Source organism: Nonomuraea sp. NPDC050790, from assembly GCF_044456745.1.
Taxonomy (GTDB): Bacteria; Actinomycetota; Actinomycetes; order Streptosporangiales; family Streptosporangiaceae; genus Nonomuraea.
Window position 1 is genome coordinate 707,237 of record NZ_JBITGF010000002.1, and the last position, 24,853, is coordinate 732,089.

Annotated in this window: 19 protein-coding genes; 10 read left to right on the top strand and 9 right to left on the bottom strand. The window is 73.0% G+C overall.

Translation table 11 applies throughout. The features are described 5' to 3' along the window. Nucleotides 1–52 precede the first annotated feature (52 nt). Both ACIBEJ_RS11740 and ACIBEJ_RS11745 read right to left on the bottom strand, forming a co-directional pair. Complete coding sequence (locus ACIBEJ_RS11740) at nucleotides 53–1,483, bottom strand: glycerol-3-phosphate dehydrogenase/oxidase (protein WP_397182617.1); 1,431 nt, start codon at nucleotides 1,481–1,483, stop codon at nucleotides 53–55. Next, the gene (locus ACIBEJ_RS11745; RefSeq protein ID WP_397182618.1) at nucleotides 1,476–1,976 is read right to left on the bottom strand and encodes a TetR/AcrR family transcriptional regulator; all 501 of its coding nucleotides are present in this window, start codon (nucleotides 1,974–1,976) and stop codon (nucleotides 1,476–1,478) included. The genes ACIBEJ_RS11740 and ACIBEJ_RS11745 overlap by 8 nt, the downstream gene beginning before the upstream one ends. 29 nt (nucleotides 1,977–2,005) lie before the next feature. On the opposite strand from ACIBEJ_RS11745, the gene ACIBEJ_RS11750 reads away from it, so the two are divergent. Beyond that, complete coding sequence (locus tag ACIBEJ_RS11750) at nucleotides 2,006–3,562, top strand: FAD-binding oxidoreductase (protein WP_397183252.1); 1,557 nt, start codon at nucleotides 2,006–2,008, stop codon at nucleotides 3,560–3,562. Between the two features lie 3 nt (nucleotides 3,563–3,565). Here ACIBEJ_RS11750 and ACIBEJ_RS11755 read toward each other — a convergent pair whose 3' ends face one another. Next, nucleotides 3,566–3,970 carry a hypothetical protein gene (locus ACIBEJ_RS11755; RefSeq protein ID WP_397182619.1) on the bottom strand — a complete coding sequence of 135 codons (405 nt, stop codon included), beginning with the start codon at nucleotides 3,968–3,970 and terminating at the stop codon, nucleotides 3,566–3,568. Between the two features lie 107 nt (nucleotides 3,971–4,077). Here ACIBEJ_RS11755 and ACIBEJ_RS11760 point away from each other — a divergent pair, with 107 nt between their 5' ends. Both ACIBEJ_RS11760 and ACIBEJ_RS11765 read left to right on the top strand, forming a co-directional pair. Then, on the top strand, nucleotides 4,078–5,565 hold the full coding sequence (locus ACIBEJ_RS11760; RefSeq protein WP_397182620.1) for a metallophosphoesterase family protein: 1,488 nt from the start codon (nucleotides 4,078–4,080) through the stop codon (nucleotides 5,563–5,565). Between the two features lie 21 nt (nucleotides 5,566–5,586). Beyond that, nucleotides 5,587–7,176, top strand: a complete 1,590-nt coding sequence (locus ACIBEJ_RS11765) for a bifunctional 3'-5' exonuclease/DNA polymerase (protein WP_397182621.1) — start codon at nucleotides 5,587–5,589, stop codon at nucleotides 7,174–7,176. 12 nt (nucleotides 7,177–7,188) lie between these two features. Here the strand turns inward: ACIBEJ_RS11765 and ACIBEJ_RS11770 are convergent, their stop codons facing one another. The 6 genes from ACIBEJ_RS11770 to ACIBEJ_RS11795 form a co-directional block, all read right to left on the bottom strand. Then, on the bottom strand, nucleotides 7,189–8,499 hold the full coding sequence (locus tag ACIBEJ_RS11770; RefSeq protein WP_397182622.1) for an MFS transporter: 1,311 nt from the start codon (nucleotides 8,497–8,499) through the stop codon (nucleotides 7,189–7,191). Nucleotides 8,500–8,884: 385 nt separating this feature from the next. Continuing rightward, a complete protein-coding gene (locus tag ACIBEJ_RS11775) occupies nucleotides 8,885–9,700 on the bottom strand; it encodes an MOSC domain-containing protein (protein ID WP_397182623.1) in 816 nt (271 codons plus the stop codon). 434 nt (nucleotides 9,701–10,134) lie between these two features. Beyond that, nucleotides 10,135–12,537, bottom strand: a complete 2,403-nt coding sequence (locus tag ACIBEJ_RS11780; RefSeq protein ID WP_397182624.1) for a protein kinase — start codon at nucleotides 12,535–12,537, stop codon at nucleotides 10,135–10,137. A gap of 158 nt (nucleotides 12,538–12,695) precedes the next feature. Next, on the bottom strand, nucleotides 12,696–14,084 hold the full coding sequence (locus ACIBEJ_RS11785; protein WP_397182625.1) for a DUF1116 domain-containing protein: 1,389 nt from the start codon (nucleotides 14,082–14,084) through the stop codon (nucleotides 12,696–12,698). Further along, nucleotides 14,081–15,388, bottom strand: a complete 1,308-nt coding sequence (locus ACIBEJ_RS11790) for an FdrA family protein (RefSeq protein WP_397182626.1) — start codon at nucleotides 15,386–15,388, stop codon at nucleotides 14,081–14,083. Before ACIBEJ_RS11790 ends, ACIBEJ_RS11785 begins: the two co-directional genes overlap by 4 nt. Further along, nucleotides 15,385–16,248, bottom strand: coding sequence for a DUF2877 domain-containing protein (locus ACIBEJ_RS11795; protein WP_397182627.1), 864 nt, complete (start codon nucleotides 16,246–16,248; stop codon nucleotides 15,385–15,387). The genes ACIBEJ_RS11790 and ACIBEJ_RS11795 overlap by 4 nt, the downstream gene beginning before the upstream one ends. A gap of 130 nt (nucleotides 16,249–16,378) precedes the next feature. On the opposite strand from ACIBEJ_RS11795, the gene ACIBEJ_RS11800 reads away from it, so the two are divergent. The 7 genes from ACIBEJ_RS11800 (at nucleotide 16,379) to cutA (ending at nucleotide 24,829) form a co-directional block, all read left to right on the top strand. Next, complete coding sequence (locus ACIBEJ_RS11800; RefSeq protein WP_397182628.1) at nucleotides 16,379–17,992, top strand: PucR family transcriptional regulator; 1,614 nt, start codon at nucleotides 16,379–16,381, stop codon at nucleotides 17,990–17,992. Nucleotides 17,993–18,003: 11 nt separating this feature from the next. Continuing rightward, nucleotides 18,004–18,213 (top strand): RNA-binding S4 domain-containing protein, encoded by a 210-nt coding sequence (locus ACIBEJ_RS11805; RefSeq protein WP_397182629.1) that lies wholly within the window; start codon nucleotides 18,004–18,006, stop codon nucleotides 18,211–18,213. Nucleotides 18,214–18,300: 87 nt separating this feature from the next. Then, entirely contained in the window at nucleotides 18,301–19,608 is a 1,308-nt protein-coding gene (locus ACIBEJ_RS11810) for a uracil-xanthine permease family protein (protein ID WP_397182630.1), read from the top strand. A gap of 151 nt (nucleotides 19,609–19,759) precedes the next feature. Then, nucleotides 19,760–21,115 (top strand): uracil-xanthine permease family protein, encoded by a 1,356-nt coding sequence (locus ACIBEJ_RS11815; RefSeq protein WP_397182631.1) that lies wholly within the window; start codon nucleotides 19,760–19,762, stop codon nucleotides 21,113–21,115. Beyond that, nucleotides 21,112–22,005, top strand: coding sequence for an FAD binding domain-containing protein (locus ACIBEJ_RS11820; protein ID WP_397182632.1), 894 nt, complete (start codon nucleotides 21,112–21,114; stop codon nucleotides 22,003–22,005). Before ACIBEJ_RS11815 ends, ACIBEJ_RS11820 begins: the two co-directional genes overlap by 4 nt. Further along, nucleotides 22,002–22,481 carry a (2Fe-2S)-binding protein gene (locus ACIBEJ_RS11825; RefSeq protein WP_397182633.1) on the top strand — a complete coding sequence of 160 codons (480 nt, stop codon included), beginning with the start codon at nucleotides 22,002–22,004 and terminating at the stop codon, nucleotides 22,479–22,481. Before ACIBEJ_RS11820 ends, ACIBEJ_RS11825 begins: the two co-directional genes overlap by 4 nt. Continuing rightward, nucleotides 22,478–24,829 (top strand): aerobic carbon-monoxide dehydrogenase large subunit, encoded by a 2,352-nt coding sequence (gene cutA, locus ACIBEJ_RS11830; protein ID WP_397182634.1) that lies wholly within the window; start codon nucleotides 22,478–22,480, stop codon nucleotides 24,827–24,829. The genes ACIBEJ_RS11825 and cutA overlap by 4 nt, the downstream gene beginning before the upstream one ends. Nucleotides 24,830–24,853: the final 24 nt, after the last annotated feature.

Here is a 24,853-nt window from a genome sequence, read left to right on the forward strand (position 1 = left end):
GCGGGGTCGACACGCCGATGAAAAGGATCTTCTTACCCGGATCTCCGGGCTCTCAACCCTTCAGCACCTCACGGGCCATCGGCAGGGCCGCCGCGCGGTCCTCGGGGATCAGGCCGATGCGCGTCCTGCGGTCGAGGAGGTCGTCCTCGTCGAGCGCGCCCTCGTGCTCCACCGCGAAGCGCAGCTCGCCCTTCGTGACGCCCGCCCCGGCCGGTTCGGGCTCGGCCTCGGCATAGGCCCGTACGGCCCGGCCCGCGAGCACCAGGTCCTTGGTGACACATGGCCCGGCGGGCAGTTTAGCCAGCCGTACCGCCCGATCGACGGCATCCTCCGCCATGCGGCGGTATGTCGTCAGCTTTCCCCCCACCACCGTGACGAACCCGCCCGTGTCCAGCACGGCGTGCCGCCGCGACAGGTCCGCCGTGCGGCCCTCGGCGGCCAGAAGCGGCCTGAGGCCCGCGTAGGCGCCCGCGACCGCCTCACGGGTCACCGGAACCTCAAGGACGCTGTTCAGCACCGCCAGCAACGCCCTGACGTCCTCCTCGGGCGCCTGCGGCACGTCGGGGACCGGTCCGTCCACCGGCTCGTCGGTGAGGCCGACCAGGACGCGGCCGTCCTGCTGGGGCAGGACCAGGGCGAAGCGGTTGCTCTCCCCGGGAATCGGGACGTGCAGCCCGGCGGTCAGCCCCGGCAGCGTTTCGCCGCGCAGGACCAGGTGGGTGCCGCGCGAGGGGCGGAGCGTCACCTCGGGGTTGAGCTGCCCCGCCCACACGCCGGCGGCGTTCACCACCGCGCGGGCCCTGATGGTGAACTCCTCGCCGGTCAGCTCGTCGCGGGCGCGCGCGCCGGTCGGCGTCAGCTCCAAGGCGCGGCACCGGGTCAGGACGCGCGCGCCGTACGCCGCCGCCGTGCGCGCGACGGCCACGACGAGCCTGGCGTCGTCCTCCAGCCGGCCGTCCCAGGACAGGAGGGCGCCGCGCAGGCCGTACCCGCTCAGGACGGGCGCGGTGGCGCGCGCACGGGCGGCGGTCAGCCGGGAGGGGCCGGGCAGCAGGCGGCGCGGCGTGCGCGCGGCGGCCCGCAGCCCGTCGCCCAGGCGGTAACCGGACATGACCAGCGACTCCTGCCCCCTGGAGACGGCCGGGGTCAGCGGCAGCAGGTACGGATGGGCCCTGACCAGGTGGGGCGCGGTGCGGCCGAGCAGGACGCCGCGCTCGACGGCGCTCTCGTAGGCCACGCCCACCTGCCCCTTGGCCAGGTAGCGCAGCCCGCCGTGGATCATCTTCGAGCTCCACCGCGAGGTGCCGAAGGCCAGGTCGTGCGCGTCGATCGCGGCCACCGACAGCCCGCGCGAGGCGGCGTCGAGCGCCGCGCCCGCGCCCGTCGCGCCGAGGCCGACCACCAGGACGTCGACGACGTCCTGGGCGGTCCTTCCGAGCTCGGCGGCGCGGCGGGCGGCGTTCAGCGAGGAGGATCTAGGCAAGGTAGCGCTCCAGGAGGGTCGTGAGCTCGGCGTCGAGCGCGTCGTCGTCGAGCATGGTCGGGCCGGACAGCAGGAACGACTGCGCGACCAGCAGGATCGCCCTGGCCCTGCCGCGGTCGCCGACCGCCGGTTCGAGGACGGCCAGGACCGCCTCGTGGGTGGCGCCGGTGCGCTGCAGCAGGTACGGCAGCAACAGCTCCGGATCGGCCTCGACGATCTTGCGCAGGAGCGGGTGCGCGCGCAGCGCCCTGACGCCCGCGACCACGGCGCGGACCGGGTCGCGCACGTCGAGTTCCCCGACCACCCTGACCCACTCCCTGGTCATCAGGTCGGCGACCAGGCTGCGCACGTCCGGCCAGCGCCGGTAGAGCGTCATCCGCGACACCCCGGCCCTGCGGGCCACGTCGGTCAGCGTGGTGCGGCGCACGCCGTAGGCCAGCACGCACTCCCGCGCGGCGTCCAGCACCCCGTCATTGTGACGAATCGACGTCATGTGTCACAGTGTAGAGCGTGAGTGAACCCATGCTCTGGTCCGGTTGGGGCGATCCCGCAAAGGCGCGCGAGCTCCCCGAGGCGGTCCGCACGCTGCTGCGCGACCTGCTCGGCGTGCGCGCGCCCGCCGAGCCCGCCGCCACCCTCTCCTCGGTACGGCTGGCGCCCTCCCGCCTGCCCGCCGCCGCCCTGGACGCGCTGACGGAGGTCACCGGCGCCGCGCACGTGCGCACCGACCACGAGGCGCGCGTCCGCCACGCCCGCGGCAAGTCCACCCCCGACCTGCTGCGCATGCGCGCGGGCGACGGCGCCCACGCCCCCGACGCGGTCGTGGCGCCGGCCACCCACGACGAGGTCGCCGCCGTGCTGAGGGTGTGCGCCGAGGCGCGGATCGCCGTCGTCCCCTTCGGCGGCGGCACCTCGGTGGTCGGCGGCCTCACCCCCACCGGTGACGGCTTCGCCGCCGTCGTGGCGCTCGACCTCGGCCGCATGAACCGGCTCGTCGCGGTGGACGCCGAGTCGATGACCGCCACCTTCGAGCCCGGCGTGCGGGCCCCGGAGGCCGAGCGGCTGCTGGCCGCCCACGGGCTCACGCTGGGCCACTTCCCGCAGTCCTTCGAGTACGCCACGCTCGGCGGCTTCGCCGCGGCCCGCTCCAGCGGCCAGGCGTCGGCCGGATACGGGCGCTTCGACGACATGGTCGCCGGGCTGACCCTGGCCAGCCCGGCGGGCACGCTGGAGCTCGGCCGGGCGCCCAAGTCGGCCGCCGGGCCCGACCTGCGCCAGCTCGTCCTGGGTTCGGAGGGCGCCTTCGGCGTCATCACCTCCCTGCGGCTGAGGGTGCGGAAGGCGCCCGCCGAGAGGGCGTACGAGGGCTGGCGCTTCGCCTCCTTCGCCGAGGGGTCGGCGGCGCTGCGCGCCCTGGCCCAGGAGGGCCCGCTGCCGACCGTGCTGCGGCTGTCCGACGAGACCGAGACCATGATCGGCCTGGCGAAGCCGGACGCGATCGGCGGTGGCGACAGCGGCTGCCTGGTGATCGCCGGCTACGAGGGCGCGGACGTGGCGGCGCGGGCGCGGGCGGCGGGCGAGGTCCTTTCCGGGCGCGGCGGCGTGCCGCTCGGACCCGAGCCCGGCCGGGCGTGGGAGCACGGGCGCTTCTCCGCGCCGTACCTGCGCGACTCGCTGCTCGCCGAGGGCGCCACGGTCGAGACGCTGGAGACGGCCGGGTTCTGGGCGAACCTGCCCCGCCTGTACGACGCGGTCCGGCTGTCGCTGCTCGGCTCCCTGGGCTCGCCTCTGGTCATGTGCCACATCTCGCACGTCTACGAGACCGGCGCCTCCCTGTACTTCACCGTCGTCACCGCCCAGCACGGCGACCCGGTCGAGCAGTGGGAGCGGGCCAAGGAGGCGGTCAGCGCGGCGATCGTCGAGGCGGGCGGGACGATCTCGCACCACCACGGCGTCGGCCGCGACCACCGCGACGCCTACGCCAGGGAGATCGGGCCGCTGGGCGTGGAGATCCTGCGGGCGGTCAAGCTACGCCTCGACCCGGCGGGCATCATGAACCCGGGCGCGCTCGTCTCCTGACGCCTAGTGCCGGATCTTGTCGGCCTCGTTCATGGCCTCGGCCGCCTCGGCGTGGCGCTGGAGGGCGTTGAGGATCTCGGCGAGGGTGACGAGGCAGACCACGAGCGGCGCGCCGCCCGCCGGGCGGGCCAGGCCGACCGCCTCCTGCGCCAGGGGGAGCGCCCGGACGGGACGGCGGCGGCCGAGCATCATGGTCGCGGCCGTGCGTAACGAACGCACGAGCAGCCCGGTGTGCGCCGCCGGGTCGCGGGCCGCGAGAACCCTGCTCATGGCCACCGCCTCAAGGGCGCTGTCGACTCCCGCCCGGCCCCACCTGGATCTGCTCCTGGCATAGGCCAGCAATCCCTCGACGGCCTCAGCCCCCACCGTGCCGCGCTGGATCGCATCGTCGAAACCGTTACGGGCCATCCCAGCCCCCCTCGTACGGTTGAACCGTTGAGCGTACACCATGCGTGTTCTCAGCGGTACGGAGAGTTCGGGGTGCGATTCCGCAAGATCGCGGCAAAGATATGGTCATGGTGGAAGTCGCGGCGGAGCGCGGAAAGCAGCAGTCGTCCCGGACGTCCGAGGAGGGCGCCGGGTGGCGGTGCCAGCAGGCCGGCACCTACCGGGATCTACGCCCGAACACTCATTCGTTCTCGTGGCTGCATCCCCGCACCCTGTGGCGTTCGCGCAACGAGATCCTGGCCGGGCTCTTCGGCGACCCGTCGGGCAAGGTGCGCGAGCGCTGGATGGAGGCGCAGCACGCCCGCGGGGTGGACGGGGAGCTCAGGATCACGCCGCCGGTCGGCGACTCCTTCAGCTTCATGCTGCTGGGCGACCCCGGCGAGGGGGACGCCTCGCAGTACGCGGTGGTGCCGGGGATGCTCAAGCTGGGCCAGGACACGGCGTTCACCGTCATCGCCAGCGACGTCATCTACCCGACGGGCGCGGGCGACGAGTACGGCGACAAGTTCTTCCGCCCCTACCAGGCCTACGACGCGCCGATCTACGCGATCCCCGGCAACCACGACTGGTACGACGGGCTCGGCGGGTTCATGCGGGTCTTCTGCGACGCGCCCCCCTTGCGGCCCACGCCCGATCGGGGGCTGCGCGGGCTGCTGTGGCGCAAGCCCGAGAAGATCGACGAGACCCGGCTGGCCGAGGCGCGCAAGCTGCGCGGGTCGCCGCGCCAGCAGGCGGTCCAGCCGGGTCCCTACTGGGTGATCGAGAGCGAGAGCCTGCTCGTCGTGGGCATCGACACCGGCATCAAGGGCGTCATCGACAAGGAGCAGACGGAGTGGCTGCGCCGTACCTCCCTGGACCCGCGGCCGAAGATCCTCGTGACCGGCAAGCCCATCTACACCCGCAACGACTACAAGCCCTCGCCGCTGGAGGGCGGCGGGACCGTCGACGACATCGTCCGCGACCCCGCGCACCGCTACGTCGCCGCCATCGGCGGTGACGTGCACAACTACCAGCGCTACCCGGTACGCGTCGGCGACCGCGTCATCCAGTACGTCGTCACCGGCGGCGCCGGCGCCTTCATGCACGCCACGCACACGATCAGGCGCGTGGACGTGGCAGGCGTCCACGAGGACGACTTCCGCTGCTACCCGCTGCGCGGCGACTCGCTGTCGTTCTACAGCCAGCTCTACGCGCGCCGGCTGCGCATGAAGTGGCTCTACCTCACCCCGGCCGAGGCCGCCTGCATCATGGCCGGCCAGATCGGCAACACGCCGGTGCGCGCCCTCGACACCACCACCGTGATCACCCGGCGGATGCGGTGGGCGGCCAGGATCCTGGGCGCGTGGCCGTGGCCGTTGCGCCTGCCGGTGGACAAGGTGTTCCACCGCTACCTGTCGGAACTGTCCGACTGGGACGAACCGCCGTTCTTCAAGCAGTTCCTGCACCTGTCGGTGACGCCGGAGAAGCTGACCCTGCGCTGCTTCGCCGCGACCGGCTGCCTGCCCGCCGAGCAGGACCCGCCGATGGAGGACGAGGTCGTCATCGGACTGTCGTAGCCACCTGGCACTCTGGGGTGCGTGTACGCGCTGATGGCGGGGGAGGAGATCCGCACCCTCCCCGAGGGCGGCGGCCCAGCCGAGGAGGGGGCCGCCCTGCCCGAGCGGGTGGCGGCCATCGAGCGCGCGCGCCCGCGCTGGGTATGGGCCGACACGCGCGAGTCCTACCCGCCGCTGCTGGCGGCCGGGCGCCGCGTGTCACGCTGCCACGACATCACGCTCACCGAGAACCTGCTGCTGGCCCACGAGGGCCGCTACGGCGAGGCCCGCTCGGCCGAGGCCGCCCACGCCAGGCTGCGCGGCCTGCCGGTCCCCGACGACGGCGACGGCCCCGCCGCCAGGCAGGACACCCTGTTCGAGCCCGAGCGCCGGCGGCTGGGCGCGAGCGAACTGGCCGAGGTCCTCGACGACCAGCTCAGGCGCATCGACGCCCTGCCCGAGCCGGGCCGCTTCCGCCTGCTGGTGGCCGCCGAGTCCGCGGGCGCGCTGGTCGCCGCCGAGATGGCCCACGACGGCATGCCGTGGCGGCGCGACGTCCACGACGCCCTGCTCACCGAGATGCTCGGCCCCCGCCCCGTCCACGGCATGCGCCCGGCCAAGCTGCAGGCGCTGGCCGACGAGGTCTCGGCGGCCTTCGGCCACGCGGTCAACCCCGACTCCGTGCAGCAACTGGTCAAGGCGTTCAAGGGCGCGGGCCTGGCGATCAAGTCGACGCGCTCGTGGGAGATCAAGAAGCTCGACCATCCCGCGGTACGCCCGCTGCTGGCCTACAAGGAACTCGCCCGCCTCTACTCCTTCCACGGCTGGATCTGGGCCGACCAGTGGGTCCGCGACGGCCGCTTCCGCCCCGAGTACGTCGTCGGCGGCGTCGTCTCCGGCCGCTGGGCCACCAGCGGCGGCGGCGCGCTGCAGATCCCCAAGGTCATGCGCAGGGTCGTGGTGGCCGACGACGGCTGGACGCTCGTGGTGGCCGACGCCGCCCAGCTCGAACCGCGGGTGCTGGCCGCGATGGCCGGTGACGTGGGGCTGGCGGGGGCGGCGGGGGAGATCGACCTCTACTCGGCGCTGGCCACGTCGTTCGGCGGGGAGCGCGAGCAGGCCAAGCTCGCCATGCTCTCCGCCATGTACGGCGGCACCAGCGGCGACGCGCCCAAGCTCCTGGCCGTGATGCGGCAGCGGTTCCCGCAGGCCTACCAGTTCGTCGAGGACGCGGCCAAGGCGGGGGAGGAGGGCAAGCTGGTGCGGTCGTGGCTGGGCCGTACCTCTCCGCCGCCGTCGCAGCGCTGGCGCGACCTCGTCAGCGGGCCCGACGGTGCCCGCGCGGCCCGCGACCGGGGCCGCTTCACCCGCAACTTCGTCGTCCAGGCCACCGCGGCGGAGTGGGCGCTGGCCCTGCTCGCGGTGCTGCGCGGGCGGCTGCCCGAGGCCGCGCGCCTGGTGTTCTTCCAGCACGACGAGGTGATGGTCCACTGCCCGCTGCCCCTGGCCGAGGAGGTCATGGCCGCGGTGACCGCCTCGGCGGCCGAGGCCAGCCGCCTGCTGTTCGGGCGGACGCCGGTGCGCTTCCCCATGGAGTCGGTGGCCGTCCCCTGCTACTCCGACGCCAAGTGAGGCGGTCGCCGTTCAGCGGCGCGTGGTGACGTAGAGCCAGAGGCCGGCGGCCGTGACCATGACGCCGACGACCAGGCCCAGGACGCCGTAGGACAGGACGCCGACGATCGCGCCCGCGACGACGGTGCCGGTGGCGCCGCAGACGTTCATGATCAGGTCGGACAGTCCCTGGACGGCCGGGCGGCGATCCAGCGGGACCGACTCCGTCACCAGCGCCGAACCCGCCACCAGCCCGCACGACCAGCCCAGGCCCAGCAGCACCAGGCCGGTGGTGACCTGCCAGACGCTGTGGTGCGCGGTCCCGGCCAGGACGGCGGAGGCGAGCAGGAGCGCCATGCCCAGGATGAGCACGGGCACCCGGCCCGCCTTGTCGGCCAGCCAGCCGACTACGGGCGAGAGCACGTACATGCCGGCGATGTGCAGGCTGATCACCAGGCCGATGACGTCGAGGCTGGAGCCGTCGTGGTGCAGCTTCACCGGCGTCATGGACATGACCGAGACCATCGCGGTGTGGCTGACGGCGATCATCACCAGGGCGCGCCTGGCCATGGGGGTGGTGCGGAGGGTGCGCCAGCCGTTCCGCAACGCCTTGTTCTGTACGGCGGGCTTGTCTTTTACGGCGGGTGTGCCGGTTTTTTCGCCTTGCCGGCTCATGTCTTGTTCGGCTGGCTTGGCCAGTGCGCGGGCCAGTCTGAGGGGGTCGGGGCGCAGGCCCGCCGCCACGACCAGCAGCGCGAGCCCGAAGGCCAGGGCGGAGAAGGCGAAGGGTCCGGCGTTCGCGACCAGGCCCGCGGACATGCCGAGGTGGTCGGCGGGCTTGGCCAGGTTCGGGCCCGCGACCGAGCCGACGGTGGCCATCCAGACGACGAGCGACAGGTGGCGGGCGGCGTGGGTCCTGGGGGACAGGTCGGTGGCGGAGTAGCGGGCCGCCAGGTTGCCCGCGCTGCCGCCGCCCACGAGCACGAGGCCGGCGAGCAGGAGCGGCCAGGACCTGATCGTGATCGCCAGTACGGAGACCAGGCAGCCGGCGGTGGCGGCGACGTAGGCGAGCGAGAGGCCGGCGCGGCGGCCGCTGCCGGCGGCGGTCTTGGCGATGGGCAGGGCGAGCAGGGCGGCGCCGAGGACGGTGGCGGTTCCGGCCAGGCCGCTGATGACCGTGGACCCCGAGAGCTGATCGACCACCACGGAGCTGAGCGCGAGCCCCACGGCCACGCCGACACCGCCGACGATCTGGGCGATCGACAGGACGATGAGGGTTCTACGCTGGATGCCGCGGACGTCAGCCGGTGATGAAATGTCGCGCTTTGTTGGGGTATCGGTCACCGGTGAAGTGTCCCATACCACCAAAAAGTGCCCCTTTACGGACCGGCCACGACAGACCACCCCTGCAAGAGCACCCCTCTAACCGCCCACCTGGCCTCTGCCCGCCCGACTCCCGATCTTTCGTTCGCCCGGCTCCCCCCTCGGCCCAGCCCGCCAACCGCCCGCCCGGCCTCTCCCCAGGACTGTCGTGCGCCCCTCGCTCCGTGCCCCGGAGCGCGCCCTGGATCCCGTGTCACCGGTCCCGAGCACTTGCGGCTGGGTGTCTGCCGAACGGGGTCGCGTTGGCCTGTGCTTGCGGTGCGGCCAACACCGGTCCCGTGTGCCTGTCACGGGTGTGGCGTGCGTTTGCCGGCCCCTGGGGGTTCCGATGGGCGGGTCTGTGGGGTTAAAGGGGGGTGACGGGGTCGCCGAGGGTGATGTGGCCGGGGGCGTCGGGGATGAGGTTGATGCCGAACCAGACCTTGCCGTCCCACTTGCGGTGCCTGGACAGGGTGCGGATGGGTTCCTTGCCCTTGGTGTAGGTGGCGGGGTCGATGGTGGTCAGGACGCAGCGGTCGCAGCCCTTGGTGACGCGGAAGTCCAGGTCGCCGATGCGTACGCGCTTCCACTGGTCCTCGGCGAACGGCTTCGCCACCCCCTCCACCACCATGTTCGGACGGAAGCGGCGCATGGGGAGCGGCTCCGGCAGATCCTCGCCGCGTTCGATGGCCGTCTCGGCGATCCAGTCGTTCAACTGGGCCAGGGAGGTCGTGCTGGTGAGGTGCAGCGGGTAGCCGTCGGCCAGGCTGACCCGGTCGTCGGGCCTGCCGTACTCGGGATTGACGGGGCGGCGGGTCGGGTCGTCGAGCCACTTCAGGCGGGCCGGACGCTCCAGCAGCGCCGACAGCCAGGCGGCCGCCTCGTCGCCGCAGTCGCGCAACTCGACGACGGTACGCCCGACCTGGACACCGGTCAGCTCCGTGGTCGGCCGTACCAGGAGGGGGTCGGCGTGCGGGCCGGTGAGCGTCAGGGTGCCACCGGCGACCTCGGCCCGGCAGGCGAGCAGCATCGGGACGGCCCGCGCCGTGATCAACTCCCCGTGCTCGTCCACGACCAGGTACCGCCGGTCGTCGGCCAGCCCCCACGGCTCCACCTCGGCGCTGTCGAGGTCGTGCCCCTGCGTGGACTTGATCGGATAGACATGAATCCCCTGCACCCTCATGCCCGCACGCTACAGCCCACGTTCCTTTCGTGGTACGGCCCGCCGCCCCGCCCGGCGATCGGCCCGGATCCGCAAACCGCCGCATCCGCGAACCGGCAGATCCGCGAACCGGCAGATCCGCGAACCGGCAGATCCGCGAGCCGCCAGATCCGCGAGGCCCCGGATCCACGTCCCCAGGCTCACGGGCGTCGCATGGCGTGCCGGGAGTGGCCGCCACCTGGTCGGGACCTGGAAGACCCGGGCCTGAAGGGTGGCTCGGGACTCAGGGCACCAGGGGCAGGGGGCCGAGGGTTGGGGCCGTGGCCCAGGGGCGGACCGGAGGTGGGTGTGGTCCGGGTTCGAGGGGACGGCCCGGGAGGTGGGTGTGGTCCGGGTTCGAGGGACGGCCCGGGAGGTGGGGGCGGCTGGAGGCCGGGGGTGGTGGGGCGGTTGGGTTAGGTGGCGGGGCGGAAGGTGGTGAGGAAGGTGGTGCGGGTTTCGGTTTGGTCGTCCCACTTGAGTTCGGGGATGGCGAAGGTGATCTTGTAGGCGGTGGCGTCGTCGATGCTGACGAAGCGGGTCAGTGCGTGCATCGGGACGCCGTTCTCCAGGGCGTAGGTGTACTCCCAGTCGGCCGACTTCCAGCCGCGCCACTCCAGTGCCTGGAGTTGTACCTGGATGTAGCCTTCCACGCCGCCGTCCGCCTCTTCCTTGGACAGTTCGGCCACGCCGCCGTCCGCCTGTGGGGCGGTCTGCTGGACGGTGATCTTCATGCCGGAGTCCTTGGGGCCGGTGAACGTGGCGGCGCCGCTGGCCGTGGCGGCCTTCCACGTGTCGGGCAGGGCTGCGGTGAAACCGGCGGCGGTGTGTTCCTTGTAGCCGTCGGGGACGGTCGCGACCGACGGCTCTGCGGCCGTGCTTGACGACGAGGACGGTGGGCCGCCGGCGGTCGTGGGTGGGGTGGGGGCGCCGCCTGAGGTCAGGAGCCAGATCGCCACGGCCGCCGCCGCGCCCAGCCCTGCCAGCGCGGTCACGATGAGGCGTGGGGTGGGGCGGCCTTCGCGCATCCAGCCTGAGCCCTCGTCCTCGGCCGGGCGTCTGCGGCTCCTGGTCAGGCGTTCCGGCGCCTTGGAGGTGCGGGCGCGGCCCAGGTCGCGGGACAGGTCCCTGGAGTGTTCGCGCAGGTCGTCGGGGGAGGCCAGCGGCCAGGGCGCGCTACGTACGTCGCTGGTCAGCGGCAGGATCGGCTGCGGCCCCGACGTGCCACCGAACGCCGGTCGCCCGGGCCCGGACACCGACTCCAGGGAGGGCGGCCCAGCGGACGGGGCGATGCCTCCTGAGGGCGAGCGCAGGTCATGCGGGCCGGACGGGGAGCGGAGGTCGTGCGGGCCGGACAACGAGGATGAGCCGGGCAGCGAGTGGGCGCCGGAGGGAGAGCGAGGGTCGTGCGGGCCAGTCAAGGAGTGCGGCCCCGAGGGCGAGGGTGGCCCGGACAGGGAGTGCGGCCCGGACAACGAGGGTGGGCCGGACAACGAGTGTGGGCCGGACGGCGAGGGTGAGCCGGGCAAGCCGGGCAGGGAGTGCGGGCCGGACAACGAGGGCGGGCCGGACAAAGGGTGTGGGGTGGGCTGGGAGTGTGGGGTTGAGGGTGCGGCGGGGTGCGGGGTGAGGGGGAGAGCGGTGTTGAGGGGGTCGTGGGGTGGGGTGGGGAGTGGGCCCGAGTGGCTGGTGAAGGCGTCGAACGAGCCCGGCTGCGGGATCTGCTGCGTGCTGTGACTTCCCGACGGACTCACCATGCCGTCGTACGGCATGACGTAGCCCCCGGACGGGCTGCTCATCGGGTCGTACGGCACGCGCACCGGCCCAGAAGGCGTCTCCACGATCCGGGAAGGCATCGGCCCGGACGGCGACTCCAGCGGCGGCAGCAACCCGGCCGGAGTCGGGTTCGCCTGGCTGGGCAGGGTGCTGGACTCGGGGCCGCGAGGCGGCCGGGAGCCGTGGGCGTGCAGGACCTTCTCCAACTGCTCGGCGACCTGGGCGGCGGTCATCCGCTCGGCGGGGTTCTTGCGCAGGAGGCCCTCGATGACGCCGAGCAGCGCCCCTGCCCGCTGCGGCCGGATCGGGTCCTGGGTCAGGACGGCGCCGAGGACGGCGATGGCGTCGGGCCCCTCGTACGGCGGGCGGCCCTCGACGGCGGCGTACAGCGTGGCGCCGAACGACCACAGGTCGGCGGCCTGCGTGATGGGCTGGCCGGACAGCCGCTCCGGCGGGATGTAGGCGGGCGAGCCCATGAGCAGCCCGGTCTGGGTGATGGTGACGTCGCCCTCGATGGCGGCGATGCCGAAGTCGGTCAGGACGACGCGGTCGGAGGTCAGCAGGACGTTGCCGGGCTTGACGTCGCGGTGCAGGATTCCGGCGGCGTGCGCGTGCCGCAGCGCGTCGAGGACCCGGATGCCGATCTCGGCGGCCTGGATGACGGGCAGGGGGCCGCTCTGCCGTACGGCCTGCTCAAGGGACCACGCGCGGACCAGTTCCATGACGATCCACGGCCGCCCGTCCTCCTCGACGACGTCGTGGACGGTGACGATGCCGGGGTGGGTGAGGCGCGCGGCGGAGCGGGCCTCGCGCAGCATGCGGCGGTGGGCGACCTGCTTGCCCGAATTGTCGAGGCCGTAGGGGAGGATCAGCTCCTTGACCGCGACGGCGCGGTCGAGCAGCACGTCATGGGCGTGCCACACCATGCCCATGCCGCCGCGCCCGACGGGTGACATCAGGCGATAGCGCCGGCCGATCAGTCGGCCCTGGCTCTGCGGAACGCCTTCGGCGCCGGGCCCGCTGAGCACGCGGTCGGCTGACATCTCCCGCCCCCATCTCCAGCCTCATCGGTAACACGATACTTCTAGATTATGAGGTTCGACACGATATAGGCAGTTGATTGACGAACGGAAGTTGAACGCCGAAATATCGCGCTAAAGTGCCGGTTGACCTGCGGAAATATGGTATTTGAATGGATCACTTACTGAATTGCCGCCCGCTTGGTCAACGCCGCCAGAGCTTTGGTGAACGCCTCGGCCGGAGGGCTCACCAGCCCCGCCCCCACCTGCCCCGTCCCGGCCACCCGCCCCGCGATGCCGGTGTTGACCACCGGCAGCACGCCGGTCCTCGCGACGAGCGTGACGTCGATCCCCACCGGCGTGCCGCGGAACCCGAGACCCGGGATCTGGTAGACGGGATGCTCGGCCAGCGTGATCTCGTACATGGACCGGGTGGCCGCCACCGCGTCCCCCACCTCGCCGCCGACGAAGCGCACGATCGCCGGCGCCGCCGCCATCGCGAACCCGCCCAGACCGGCGGTCTCGGTGATCGTCGAGTCGCCGATGTCGGGGTTGGCGTCGGCGGGGCCGTACGCGCCGAGATAGAGGCCGTCGGGCACGCCCGCGGGACCCGTGAACCACCGCGAGCCCAGCCCCGAGACCTGCACCCCGAAGTCGGTGCCGTTGCGCGCCATGGCCACGATCATCGAGGAGCCGGGGATGTCGCGCGCCGCGTCCGTGCTCGCCTTGGCGGCGGCCATCGCGGCGTTGAGGAAGAAGTGATCGTTGCCGCCGGCGAAGCGCAGCACCTCGGCCGCCGTGCCGGGCGCCGCCTCGACCAGGGCGGGGGCCAGTTCGCGCAGCAGCAGCGAGGTGGCGGCGCGGTTGCGGTTGTGGAGCTCGTCGCCCATCTGCAACGCCTGCGCGATCAGCGCGCCCAGGTCGATCGGGCCGCTCACGCGCAGCGCCGCCGCCAGCGCGGGGCCGAGCACCTCGTCCATCCAGCGCAGCCGGTCGAGCACCTCGGGGCCGTAGGCGCCGTAGCGCAGGACCTTGCCGAGGCCCTCGTTGAGCGAGCAGTACGCGGCGCCGCCGTGCTCCTCGTCGCGTACCTCGAACATCCACATCGACGGGCTGACCACGCCCGCCATGGGGCCGACGGCGCGGTGGTGGTGGCAGGGTTCGAGCGCGATCCTGCCTGCGGCCAGCAGTCCGGCGGCCTCGTCCTCGTCGCCGGCCCAGCCCTCCAGCAGCGTCGCGCCGATCAGCGCGCCGCGCATCGGCCCGGAGGCCCGCTCCCAGGTGATGGGCGGGCCGGCGTGCAGAAACGTGCGTGCCGGGAGGTCGAGGGCCGCGGCGGCCCGCCGTACCCCGGCCAGGTGGGGGCGGGCGGCGGTCAGGCGGCGCACGGCCCGCTCGTTGGCGGCGGCGCGGCGCGGATCGGCCAGCACCGTCACCAGCGCGTCCTCGGTGCCCGGCAGCGGCGGCCGCCACGCGACGGCGGTCCGCGGCACCGCCTGCGCGTCGAGCGCCTCGCCCATCAGCTCGGCACCGACCGTGATCACCCGTGGCGGGCCGGACAGAAGGCTCACAGCAGGCTCCTGGCGTGCCGGGCGGCTTGGGCGTTGGAGGTGAAGACGGCGGCGCCCGCCTCGCGCAGGGCGGCGGCCTGGCGGCGCAGGTCCTGCGGGTCGCCCTCGCTGCCGACCAGCGCGACGACGACCGTGGCCGGGCAGCGGGCGATCGCGTGCGCGTACGAGGCGGCCGGATCGGGGTCGGCCCCGTGGCCGAGCACGACGTCCATGAGCACCACGTCCCCCTCCGCGACCGCGGCCAGCGCCTCCAGCCGCAGTGTCGGATCGATCATCGGGTGCGGCCGGCCGCGGGTGTAGGCGTCGTCGCCGTAGTCGACGAACTCGCCGGTCCCGGCCACGCCCGCCGCCTCGGCGCAGAGCGTCCCGCCCGCGTAGAGGCCGCGCAGCGTCCCGGTGACGGTACGGCCCGCCCACGCCGGCCACGCCGGCCACGCGGGCACGGGCCGCCCCAGCTCCTTGAGCACGCGTTCGGCCGTGGCCGTCAGATCCGCCGACGCCTCCACGAACCGCTTCGCCGGTACGGCCGGCCGTACCGAGGGCTGCTTGGACACCAGCACGATCAGCTCCGTGGCCGGATCCTCGTCCAGCATCGCGATCGCCCGGTTGGCTGAGCGCCCGCCCACCTCGGGCGACAGGTCCCGGCCGCCGACGCCCAGCACGTGGCTGACGCCGACCCCGGCCAGGTCGAGCAGGCAGGAGAGCTGCTGCGCGCCGGTGCCCGAGGCGGCCACGATGCCGACCGGACCGGGCCGCAGGACGTTCGCGAAGCCCAGGCCCACCCCGGCGATCACCGCGGTGCCGCAGTCGGGCCCCATGACCAGCACGCCCTTTTCGGCGGCCAGGTCCTTCAGCGCGATCTCCTGCTCCAGCGGCACGCCGTCGCTGAACACCATGACCGGCAGCCCCGCCTCGACGGCGTCGGCCGCCTCGGCGAAGGCGTGCTCGCCCGGCACCGACACCAGCACCACCCCGGCCTCGGCCCGCCGGGCCGCCGACCGGGTGGTGAGCGGCGGTTGTCCGGTGTCGGCGGCGGCGACCGGGACGTGCGCCGACAGGAGCGCGTCGAGCTCGGCGTGGGCGGCCGACGCGCGCTCGCCTCTGACGGCCACCAGCAGGTCGGCCGGCTCGGCCGAGGGCAGCTCGAAGCCCAGGTCACGGGCCAGGTCGAGGTTGAGCGGCGTGGCCATGGCGACCACGGCCACCTCGACGCCGTCCAGCTCGGACAGCGCCTTGCTGATCCGCATGAGCGTGACGGAGTCGCGGTAGACGCCCTTGCGCAGGGCCACCTCGTCGGTGCTCACCTGGCACCCGCCAGCACGGGGGCGGCCGCGAGCGCGCGGACGGTGGCCAGCCCGATCCCGACGCCCTGGGCCAGGTCGGCGCCCGAGGTGTGGCCCAGGCGGCACAGCCGGGACAGGGCGGGTTCCAGCGCCGCGTGGCCGGTCAGCGCGCGCAGCACCCCGCTCACCTCGGGGCACGACTCGCCCCTGGCGGCGCAGTGCAGGAGCGTCGCGGAGATCGGCGTGGTCCTGGTGCGGGCGTCGTAGGTGACGGTCGCCGCCAGCCAGTCGGCCAGCCAGACCGCCCGCTCCGCGCCCGCGGCGGCGCCCAGGTGGCGCAGGGTCACCAGCAGCCCGGCCAGGACGTCGTCGCCGCTCGGGGTGAGCCCGGGACCGAGGCCCACCAGTTGCTCCGCGGCGGTGACGGCGCCGAGCAGCCAGCCCCTGCCGCAGGACTCGGCCAGCAGTTCCATCGCCGGGTGACCGGCCAGACCGGGGGCGCCCGCCGGATCGAGGGCGGCGGGCAGCCGTACCGGATCGACGGGGGCCAGCGGCGGGGCGGGGTCCCACCAGCGGCGCACGCGCAGCCGCAGACGGCCCAGCTCGATCGTGCCCTCGCCCACCGACGCGTCGTCACCCACCGTGACGCGCGGCAGGTCGGCGGCGAGCAGGACCGAGTTCGGCAGGCGGGTCGCCTCGCCGGTGATGATCGCCAGCACCGACGGCTCCAGATCGGTCCTGACCTCCAGGTATACGCCGGCCGGGAAGGCGGCGAGCACGCGGGCGCGGCGTCGCGGCGACTCCAGGACCGGGCGCACGGCGGCGCTGGCCGCACCGGTCACGTGGGTGCGGGCGCGCCGGGCATGTGTACTGACGGTCACCGGGCCTCCCTTCCGACCTTGGACCTGACCGTAGAACGGCCCCACGACACCCCGTACGGAGAAATTTGCCAACAGTGACGGAGAAGGTTGGCTCTTCCTGACAGACCGCTTCTGGGGTCACAATCACCACATGGAGCCCCCCGTCCGCCTGGCCAGCACGGGCACGATCACCCACGGTGTCTCCGTCGGGGAGGTGCTGGGCGTCTCGACCCTCGCCGACGCGCGCCTGATCGCGGGGGAGAGCGGGCTCGGCCGCATCGTGCAGCGCCTCAACGTCATGGAGGTGCCCGACATCCTGGCCTGGGTGAAGCCGCACGAACTGCTGCTCACCACCGGCTACCCGCTGCGCAACACGCCGCAGTCGCTCGGCAGGCTCGTCGCCGACCTCGACGAGCGCGGGCTCGCGGCGCTGGCCATCAAGCTCGGGCGCTACGTGGACGAGCTGCCCGGGGAGATGGTCGAGCAGGCCGACCGGCTGGGCTTCCCGCTGATCATCCTGCCGAACGACGTCGGCTTCGACGACATCCTCAACCAGGTGCTCACCGACATCCTCAACCGGCAGGCCGCGGTGCTGGCCCGCGCCGAGGAGGCGCACCGGGCGCTGGTGCAGGTGGTGCTGGCCGGGGGCGGGCTCAACGAGGTGACCGCCGAGGTGGCCGCGCTGCTCGACGTCGCGGTGGCCGCCCTCGACGGCGCCGGGCGGGTGCTCGCCGCCGCCGGACCGTCCGACCACGTGGCCGCGCTGCGCGAGTCGATCGCGCGCGAGGGGCCGCCGCCGTCCTCGCCTGCCGACCTCCACGGTACGGCCGGCCGTACGCTGGCCTCGGTCCCCGTGGTCGCCGGCGGCCATCACCACGGCCGGATCGTCGCCTTCAGCCCGACCGGCGCGATCCACGACAGCGACATCGGCATCCTCGAACGCACCGCCACCGTCGCCGCCCTCGTCGTCACCCGGCAGGAGGCGGTCAACGCCGTCGAGAGCAAGTACCGCGCCGACTTCCTGCGCGACGTCCTGACCGGCAGGGCCGGCGGCGCCGACCGGGTCAGCGCGCGCGCCCGCGCCTTCGGCTGGGACCTGGAGCGGCCGGTGACCGTCCTGGTGGCCGAGCTGGACCCGGACTGCGACGAGCGCAGCGCCCAGGACCGCATGGTCAACGGCTGGACCGCCGCCGTGCGCAGGCACGACCCGCGCGGCGCCGTGGCGGGCTTCTCCCACGAGGTGGTCGCCGTCGTGGACGCCGCCCTGGACGCCTCCCGCGTGGCCAAGGACGCCGCCTCCGCCCTGGCCGACGCGCTGCCCGCCACGTTCTCGACCGGGACCTCCCGCCGCTGCACCGCGCCCGCCACCCTGCCCGAGGCCTACGCCCAGGCGCTGAAGGCGGCCAGGGTCGGCCGCCAGCTCCACGGGCCCGGGGCGGTGGCCCAGTTCGACCAGCTCGGCGTGTACCGGCTGCTGTCGCTGGTCAACGACACCGAGGAACTGCACGCCTTCGTCCGCGAGACCCTGGGCCCGCTGGCCGGCGACGACGACGCGGAGAACGGCGACCTGCGGCGTACCCTCCAGGTCCTGCTGGAGACGAATTTGAACGTCGCCGAGACCGCGCGCCGGCTGCACTTCCACTACAACACGCTGCGCTACCGGATCGGGAAGCTGGAGCGCATGCTCGGCAACTTCACCGAGGACCACCACCTGCGCCTCAACCTCACGCTGGCCCTGCACGTGCTGCGGATGCGGGGCATCTAAGCTGGGCCGTTGTGGACCTGGACTTCGAGCTGAACTCTGACTTCATCCCGCTGTGCGACCTGCTGAAGTACTGCGGCGTCACCGAGACGGGCGGCATGGCCAAGCACCTGATCGCGGAGGGGATGGTGCGGGTGGACGGCGAGGTCGAGCTGCGCAAGACCCGCAAGATCCGCTCCGGCCAGGTGGTCACCGGAGACGGCTTCTCCATCCACGTGGCCTGAACGCGGCGCGTGTCACTCCTGCCTCTATTGTGCTCTCCGACATCCAATAGGAGACATCTCCGCTGGTGAGAGGCAAAGGCAGGCAAGATGGCGTTCGGGTGGAAGCTGCACGGCGACGGGAAGCGGCTCGCGCCGGGTGAGGTGGTCAAGCCGGACGAGCGGCTGACCTGGCCCAGGATGGTGGGGTTCGGCGCCCAGCACGTGATCGCCATGTTCGGCGCGACGTTCGTGTTCCCGCTGGTCATGGGGCTCGATCCGAACCTGGCCGTGATGATGTCCGGCGTCGCCACGATCCTGTTCCTGCTGATCGTGAACGGCAAGGTGCCGAGCTACGTGGGCTCCAGCGCCTCGTTCGTGGGCGCGGTGGTCGCGATCCGGGCCGCGGGCGGCGACAGCGCCACGGTGACCGGCGCGCTGCTCGTGGTCGGGGTGGTGCTGGCGCTGGCGGGCCTGGCCATCCACCTGCTCGGGGTCCAGGTCATCCATCGGATCTTCCCGCCGGTGGTGACCGGGGGCGTGGTCATGCTGATCGGGTTCGGCATGGCGTACGTGGCGGCGGACGTCTACTGGCCGCAGGACCCGTGGGTGGCGCTGCTGACCATGGCGGCCTCGTTCGTGTTCATCGGGGTCTTCCGCGGCTTCCTCGGCCGGATCGGGGTGCTGCTCGGCCTGGTGTTCGGGTTCGTGCTGTCGTGGGTCTGGGATCTGGCCGGCGGGCCGATCACCTCGCCCGGCGCCGACGGCAAGGTCACCGAGCACCTGCGCGTCAACCTGGAGGCCGTCGCCCAGGCCGACTGGATCGGGCTGCCCACGCTGCACGGCCCGGCCTTCGAGGTCTCCGCGGTGCTGGTCTGCCTGCCCGTGGTCATCGCGCTCATCGCCGAGAACGTCGGCCACGTCAAGGCCGTCGGCGAGATGACCGGCGCGGACGTCGACCGGTACATGGGCCGCGCGGTCATGGCCGACGGCGTCGGCACCGTGGTCGCCACCTCGGTCGGCGGCTCCGCCACCACGACGTACGCCGAGAACATCGGCGTCATGGCCGCCACCCGCGTCTACTCCACGGCCGCCTACTACATCGCCGCGGTGATCGCGATCCTGTTCGGCCTGTGCCCCAAGTTCGGCGCGCTGGTCGCCGCCACGCCCGGCGGCGTGCTGGGCGGCGTCACCACGATCCTGTACGGCATGATCGGCCTGCTCGGCGCCAAGATCTGGATCGAGAACAAGGTGAACCTGGCCGAGCCGGCCAACATGGTCCCGGTCGGCGCCGGGATCATCTGCGCGATCGGCCCGGTCGCCTTCCCGATCACCGCGACCTTCTCACTCGGCGGCATCACGCTCGGCACGATCGTGCTCCTGGTGGGGTACCACGTGCTCAGGGCCGTGCGCCGGTAACCCCGCCTCTGGTCATCGGCCCAGCTTTGGCAGATCATGACGGTGTAGGACGCTGACATCGGGCCTAATGTGCCCGACAAGCGAGGAACCGCCGCGGAGGAGCCTGCGGGGCGGCCACCGAACCGACGGCCCGGTAGGAAAAGGGGCTCTCATGGTTTTGGGTTGGACCAGACACGGCGACGGCAAACACCTGGCTCCCGGCGAGGTCGTCAGGCCCGATGAGCGCCTGACCTGGCCGAGAATGGTGGGATTCGGCGCGCAGCACGTGATCGCGATGTTCGGCGCGACCTTCGTCTTCCCGATCGTGATGGGCCTGGATCCGAACGTGGCCATCATGATGTCGGGCGTCGCGACGATCCTGTTCCTGCTGATCGTGAAGGGGAAGGTGCCCAGCTACCTGGGCACCAGCGCCTCCTTCGTCGGCGGCGTGATCGCCATCAGGGCGCTCATGGGCGGCGACACTCCGGCGGCCGACGCCATCGTCACCGGCGCGATCCTGGTCGCGGGGCTCGTGCTGGCCCTGTGCGGCCTCGCCATCCACTTCCTCGGCGTGCAGATCATCCACCGGATCTTCCCGCCCGTCGTGACCGGCGCGGTCGTCATGCTCATCGGGTTCGGGCTGGCCTTCGTCGTGGCCGACGTCTACTGGCCGCAGGACCAGTGGATGGCCCTGGCCACGATGGCGGTCACGTTCGTGGTGATCGTCGCGTTCAAGGGCTTCATCGGCCGGATCGGCATCCTGGTCGGCCTGGTCGCGGGGTTCCTGCTGTCGTGGGGCGCCGACCGGGTGTTCGGCAACATCACCGCGCTCAACGCCGCCACCGGCAAGGTCGACACGCATCCGCGCGTCAACCTCGGAGCCGTCGCCGAGGCCGACTGGATCGGGCTGCCGAGCTTCCACGGGCCCGACTTCAGGTTCGGCGCGGTCCTGCTCGTGCTGCCCGCCGTCATCGCGCTCATCGCCGAGAACATCGGCCACGTCAAGGCCGTCGGCGAGATGACCAAGACCGACGTCGACCCGTACGTGGGCCGCGCCGTTGCCGCCGACGGCATCGGCACCGTCGTCACCAGCGCGGTCGGCGGCTCGCCCACCACCACCTACGCCGAGAACATCGGCGTCATGGCCGCCACCCGCGTCTACTCCACCGCCGCCTACTACATCGCGGGCGTCATCGCGATCCTGTTCGGCCTGTGCCCCAAGTTCGGCGCGCTGGTCGCCGCCACGCCCGGCGGCGTGCTGGGCGGGGTCACGGTCATCCTCTATGGGATGATCGGCCTGCTCGGAGCCAAGATCTGGGTGGAGAACAAAGTGGACTTCGCCGACCCCGTCAACATGGTGCCCATCGGCGCCGGCATCATCCTGGCGATCGGCCCGGTCGAGCAGATCATCACCGAGGAGTTCCGCCTGCAGGGCATCGCGTTCGGCACCATCGTCGTGGTCGGCGGCTACCACCTGCTGAGATGGATCGCCGGCCGGCCCGCCGAGATCAGGGAGAGCACCGGGTGAAGCCCGCCCCGTTCGAGTACCACGCGCCCCGCGAGGTGGAGGCCGCCCTCGACGTCCTGGCGCGGACCGGGGGCAAGGTGCTCGCGGGCGGCCAGAGCCTCATCCCCATGCTCAACATGCGCCTGGCCGCGCCCGGCGACCTCGTCGACATCAACCGGGTGCGCGCGCTGGACGCTGTCGAGACCTCCGCGCGCGGGGTGCGGGTGGGCGCGCTGGCCAGGCACGCGCGGGTCCTGCGCGCCGCGCCGGTCGCCGCCGTCCAGCCGCTGCTGCGCCAGGCGCTCGGGCTGGTCGCGCATCCCGCCATCCGCAGCCGCGGCACCGTCGTGGGCAGCCTCGTGCACGCCGATCCGGCCGCGGAGTTGCCGGCCGTACTCGCGCTGCTGGGTGGTTCCGTACGGCTGGCCGCGAGCGGCGCCGAGCGTGAGGTGGCGGCGCGCGAGTTCTTCGTCGGCCCGATGGAGTCGGCGATCCGGCCGGGGGAACTGGCCGTGTCCGCGTTCTTCCCCGCCCTGGGCCCGCGCGCCGGCACGGCCTTCGCCGAGGTGGCCCGCAGGCACGGCGACTACGCCCTGGCAGGGGTGTGCGCGCTGGTCGAGCTGGACGACGACCTGCGGGTCTCGGCGGCCAGGGTGGCGTGCATCGGGGTCGGCCCGGTGCCGCTCGTGGTGGACGTGGCCGGGGCCTGCGGGCACCGGCCCGCCGCCACGGCCGACTGGGGTGCGGCGGCGCTGGCCGTACAGGATGAGGCGGAGCCCGAGGCGGACATCCACGCGACGGCCGAGTACCGGCGGCACCTGCTCGGCGTCCTGGCCGGGCGGGCGCTGCGCGCGGCGGCCCGCACCGCGGGCGCCGAAGCTGCGGACGAGGACGAAGGGGAGGGCGGGTGAGCGGGCACGAGATCACGCTCGTCGTGAACGGGGTGGCGCGGCGGGTGAGCGTCCCCGCGCGGCGGCTGCTGTCGGACTGCCTGCGCCACGACCTCGGGCTGACCGGCACGCACGTCGGCTGCGAGCACGGCGTCTGCGGGTGCTGCACGGTGCTGCTGGACGGGGAGCCGGTGCGTTCCTGCCTGACGTTCGCGGTCACGGTGGACGGGCAGGAGATCACGACCGTCGAGGGGCTGGCCGGGCCGGACGGGATGTCGGCGGTCCAGCGGGCCTTCGCGGAGTGCCACGGGCTGCAGTGCGGGTTCTGCACGCCGGGTTTCCTGTGCACGGTGACCGCGCTGCTCAGGGAGAACCCGGCGCCGAGCGAGGAGGAGGTGCTCGAAGGGGTGTCGGGCAACCTGTGCCGCTGCACCGGGTACCAGAACATCGTCAAGGCCGTGCACCGGGCGGCGGAGCTGCTGGTGGAGGAGTCGTGAGCACGAGGTGGTTCGGCGAACCGGTCCGGCGGGTGGAGGACGAGCGCCTGCTGACCGGCCGGGGACGCTACCTGGACGATCTGGGCGGGCAGGCGCTGGCCGCCGCGTTCGTCCGCTCGCCGCACGCGCACGCCCGCATCCGTGACGTCGACGTCACCGCGGCCCTCGACGTCGAGGGCCTGGTCGCCATCTACACCTGGGAGGACCTGCCGCCCGGGGTGGCCGAGCCGCTGCCCCTGCTCATCCCGCACCCGGCGCTCACCCACGGCCGCACCGCGCACTGCCTGGCGAAGGAGACCGTCCGGCACGTCGGCGAGCCCGTGGTCATGGTCGTGGCGACCGACCGCTACCTGGCCGAGGACGCCTGCGCGCTGATCGAGGTCGACTACGAGCCGCTCAAGCCGGTCGTCGGCCTGGAGGAGGCGGCGCAGGGCGCCCGGCTGGTCCACGAGGACGTGCCCGGCAACCTGGGCGCCCACCTGGTGCAGGAGGTCTCCTCGGCCGGGGGCGTGAGCGCCAGGGAGTGCATCGAGACCGCGCCGCACACGCTCGCGTTCCGGCTGGACATCGAGCGCAGCGCCAGCATGCCGCTGGAGGGCCGCGGCGTGTACGCCCGCTGGGACGGCGGCGACCTGCGCGTCTACTCCAGCACCCAGACCTCGACCAGCGTCCGGATGGCGATCGCCGCCAAGCTCGGCCTGCCGCTACCCCGGGTCGAGGTGATCGCGCCCGACGTGGGCGGCGGGTTCGGCGTCAAGATCGTGCATCCCTGGCCGGAGGAGATCCTCGTGCCGTGGGCGGCCATGACGCTGGGGCGCGAGGTCAAGTGGGCCGAGGACCGGCGCGAGCACTTCGTCGCCAGCGCGCACGAGCGGGCGCAGGTGCAGTACGTGCGGGTCGGCTTCGACGACGCCGGGCGCGTGCTGGGATTGGAGGTGACGATCCTGCACGACCACGGCGCCTACACGCCCTACGGGATCATCGTGCCGATCGTCACGTCCACGCAGTTGCTCGGGCCGTACAAGATCGGGTCCTACCGGGTGGAGTTCAGCTCGATCTACACCAACACCGTCCAGGTCACGCCCTACCGGGGCGCGGGACGGCCGCAGGGCGTCTTCTGCATGGAACGGACCATGGACAAGATCGCCCAGCATCTCGGCATGGACCGGGCCGACGTGCGCGCCGCCAACTTCATCGGGCCCGAGGAGTTTCCCTACGACCAGCGCATGACCTTCCAGGACGGGCGGCCGCTCGTCTACGACAGCGGGAACTACCCCGAGATGCTCCGCATGATCAAGGAGCTGATCGGCTGGGACTCCTTCGAGCGGACGCCCGGCCGGGGCATCGGGCTGGCCTGCTACGTCGAGGGGACCGGGGTGGGGCCGTACGAGGGCGGGCACGTCCAGGTCACCAGCGACGGCCGCGTCCACGTCTCGACCGGGCTGACCTCCCAGGGACAGGGACACGAGACCGCGTTCGCCCAGATCGCCGCCAGTGAGCTGGGAGTGCCGCTCTCGCAGGTGTCCGTGGTCACCGGCGACACGCGGCGCTTCGGGTACGCCGTGGGCACCTTCGCCTCCCGCGCCGCCGTCGTCAGCGGGAACGCGATCGCCCTCGCGTGCAGGAAGGTGCGGGAGAAAGCGCTGCGGATCGCGGCGGAGGCGCTGGAGGCCGATCCCGGCGACCTCGACATCGCCGACGGGATGGTCCACGTGGTCGGGTCGCCGTCCGCGTCGATCCCGCTGTCCACGGTCGCGGTGCTGTCCAACCCGCTGCGCTACTCCTTCGACGCCGAGACGGCCAAGGCCACCCAGTTCGCCACGGCCACTCCGGTAGACCGCCCGCCCATCGCCGAGGGGGAGGAGCCGGGGCTGGAGGGGCGGGGGTTCTACTCGCCGATCCGGTCCACGTTCGCGGCGGGGATGCACGCGGCGATCGTGGAGACCGATCCTGACACGGCGGAGATCCGGATCGTGCGGTACGCGGTGGTGCACGACTGCGGGCGGCTGGTGAATCCGATGATCGTCGAGGGGCAGGTGCACGGCGGGGTGGCCCAGGGGATCGGGGGCGCCCTGTACGAGCGGATGGCCTACGACTCCGACGGGCAGTTGCTGAACGCCTCGTTCATGGACTTCCTCATGCCCTACGCCAGCGAGATCCCGCGGATCGAGACGGCGCACCTGGAGACGCCGTCGCCGCTCAACCCGCTGGGGATCAAGGGGGCGGGGGAGGCGGGGGTGATCCCGGTGTCGGCGGTGATCGCCTCGGCCGTGGAGGACGCCGAGGGGGTGGACATCGACCGGATGCCGCTGTCGCCGTCCGATCTCCACCACCTGCGGCGCCGCTAGGCTTCTGCGGCATGCGTGTTGATC

Coding starts and splice junctions, on each gene's coding strand:
- ACIBEJ_RS11815 (WP_397182631.1), top strand. CDS start 19,760: ATGGTTTTGGGTTGGACCAGACACGGCGACGGCAAACACCTGGCTCCC.
- ACIBEJ_RS11775 (WP_397182623.1), bottom strand. CDS start 9,700: ATGAGGGTGCAGGGGATTCATGTCTATCCGATCAAGTCCACGCAGGGG.
- ACIBEJ_RS11750 (WP_397183252.1), top strand. CDS start 2,006: ATGCTCTGGTCCGGTTGGGGCGATCCCGCAAAGGCGCGCGAGCTCCCC.
- ACIBEJ_RS11760 (WP_397182620.1), top strand. CDS start 4,078: ATGGTGGAAGTCGCGGCGGAGCGCGGAAAGCAGCAGTCGTCCCGGACG.
- ACIBEJ_RS11780 (WP_397182624.1), bottom strand. CDS start 12,537: ATGTCAGCCGACCGCGTGCTCAGCGGGCCCGGCGCCGAAGGCGTTCCG.
- ACIBEJ_RS11810 (WP_397182630.1), top strand. CDS start 18,301: ATGGCGTTCGGGTGGAAGCTGCACGGCGACGGGAAGCGGCTCGCGCCG.
- ACIBEJ_RS11745 (WP_397182618.1), bottom strand. CDS start 1,976: ATGACGTCGATTCGTCACAATGACGGGGTGCTGGACGCCGCGCGGGAG.
- ACIBEJ_RS11800 (WP_397182628.1), top strand. CDS start 16,379: ATGGAGCCCCCCGTCCGCCTGGCCAGCACGGGCACGATCACCCACGGT.
- ACIBEJ_RS11755 (WP_397182619.1), bottom strand. CDS start 3,970: ATGGCCCGTAACGGTTTCGACGATGCGATCCAGCGCGGCACGGTGGGG.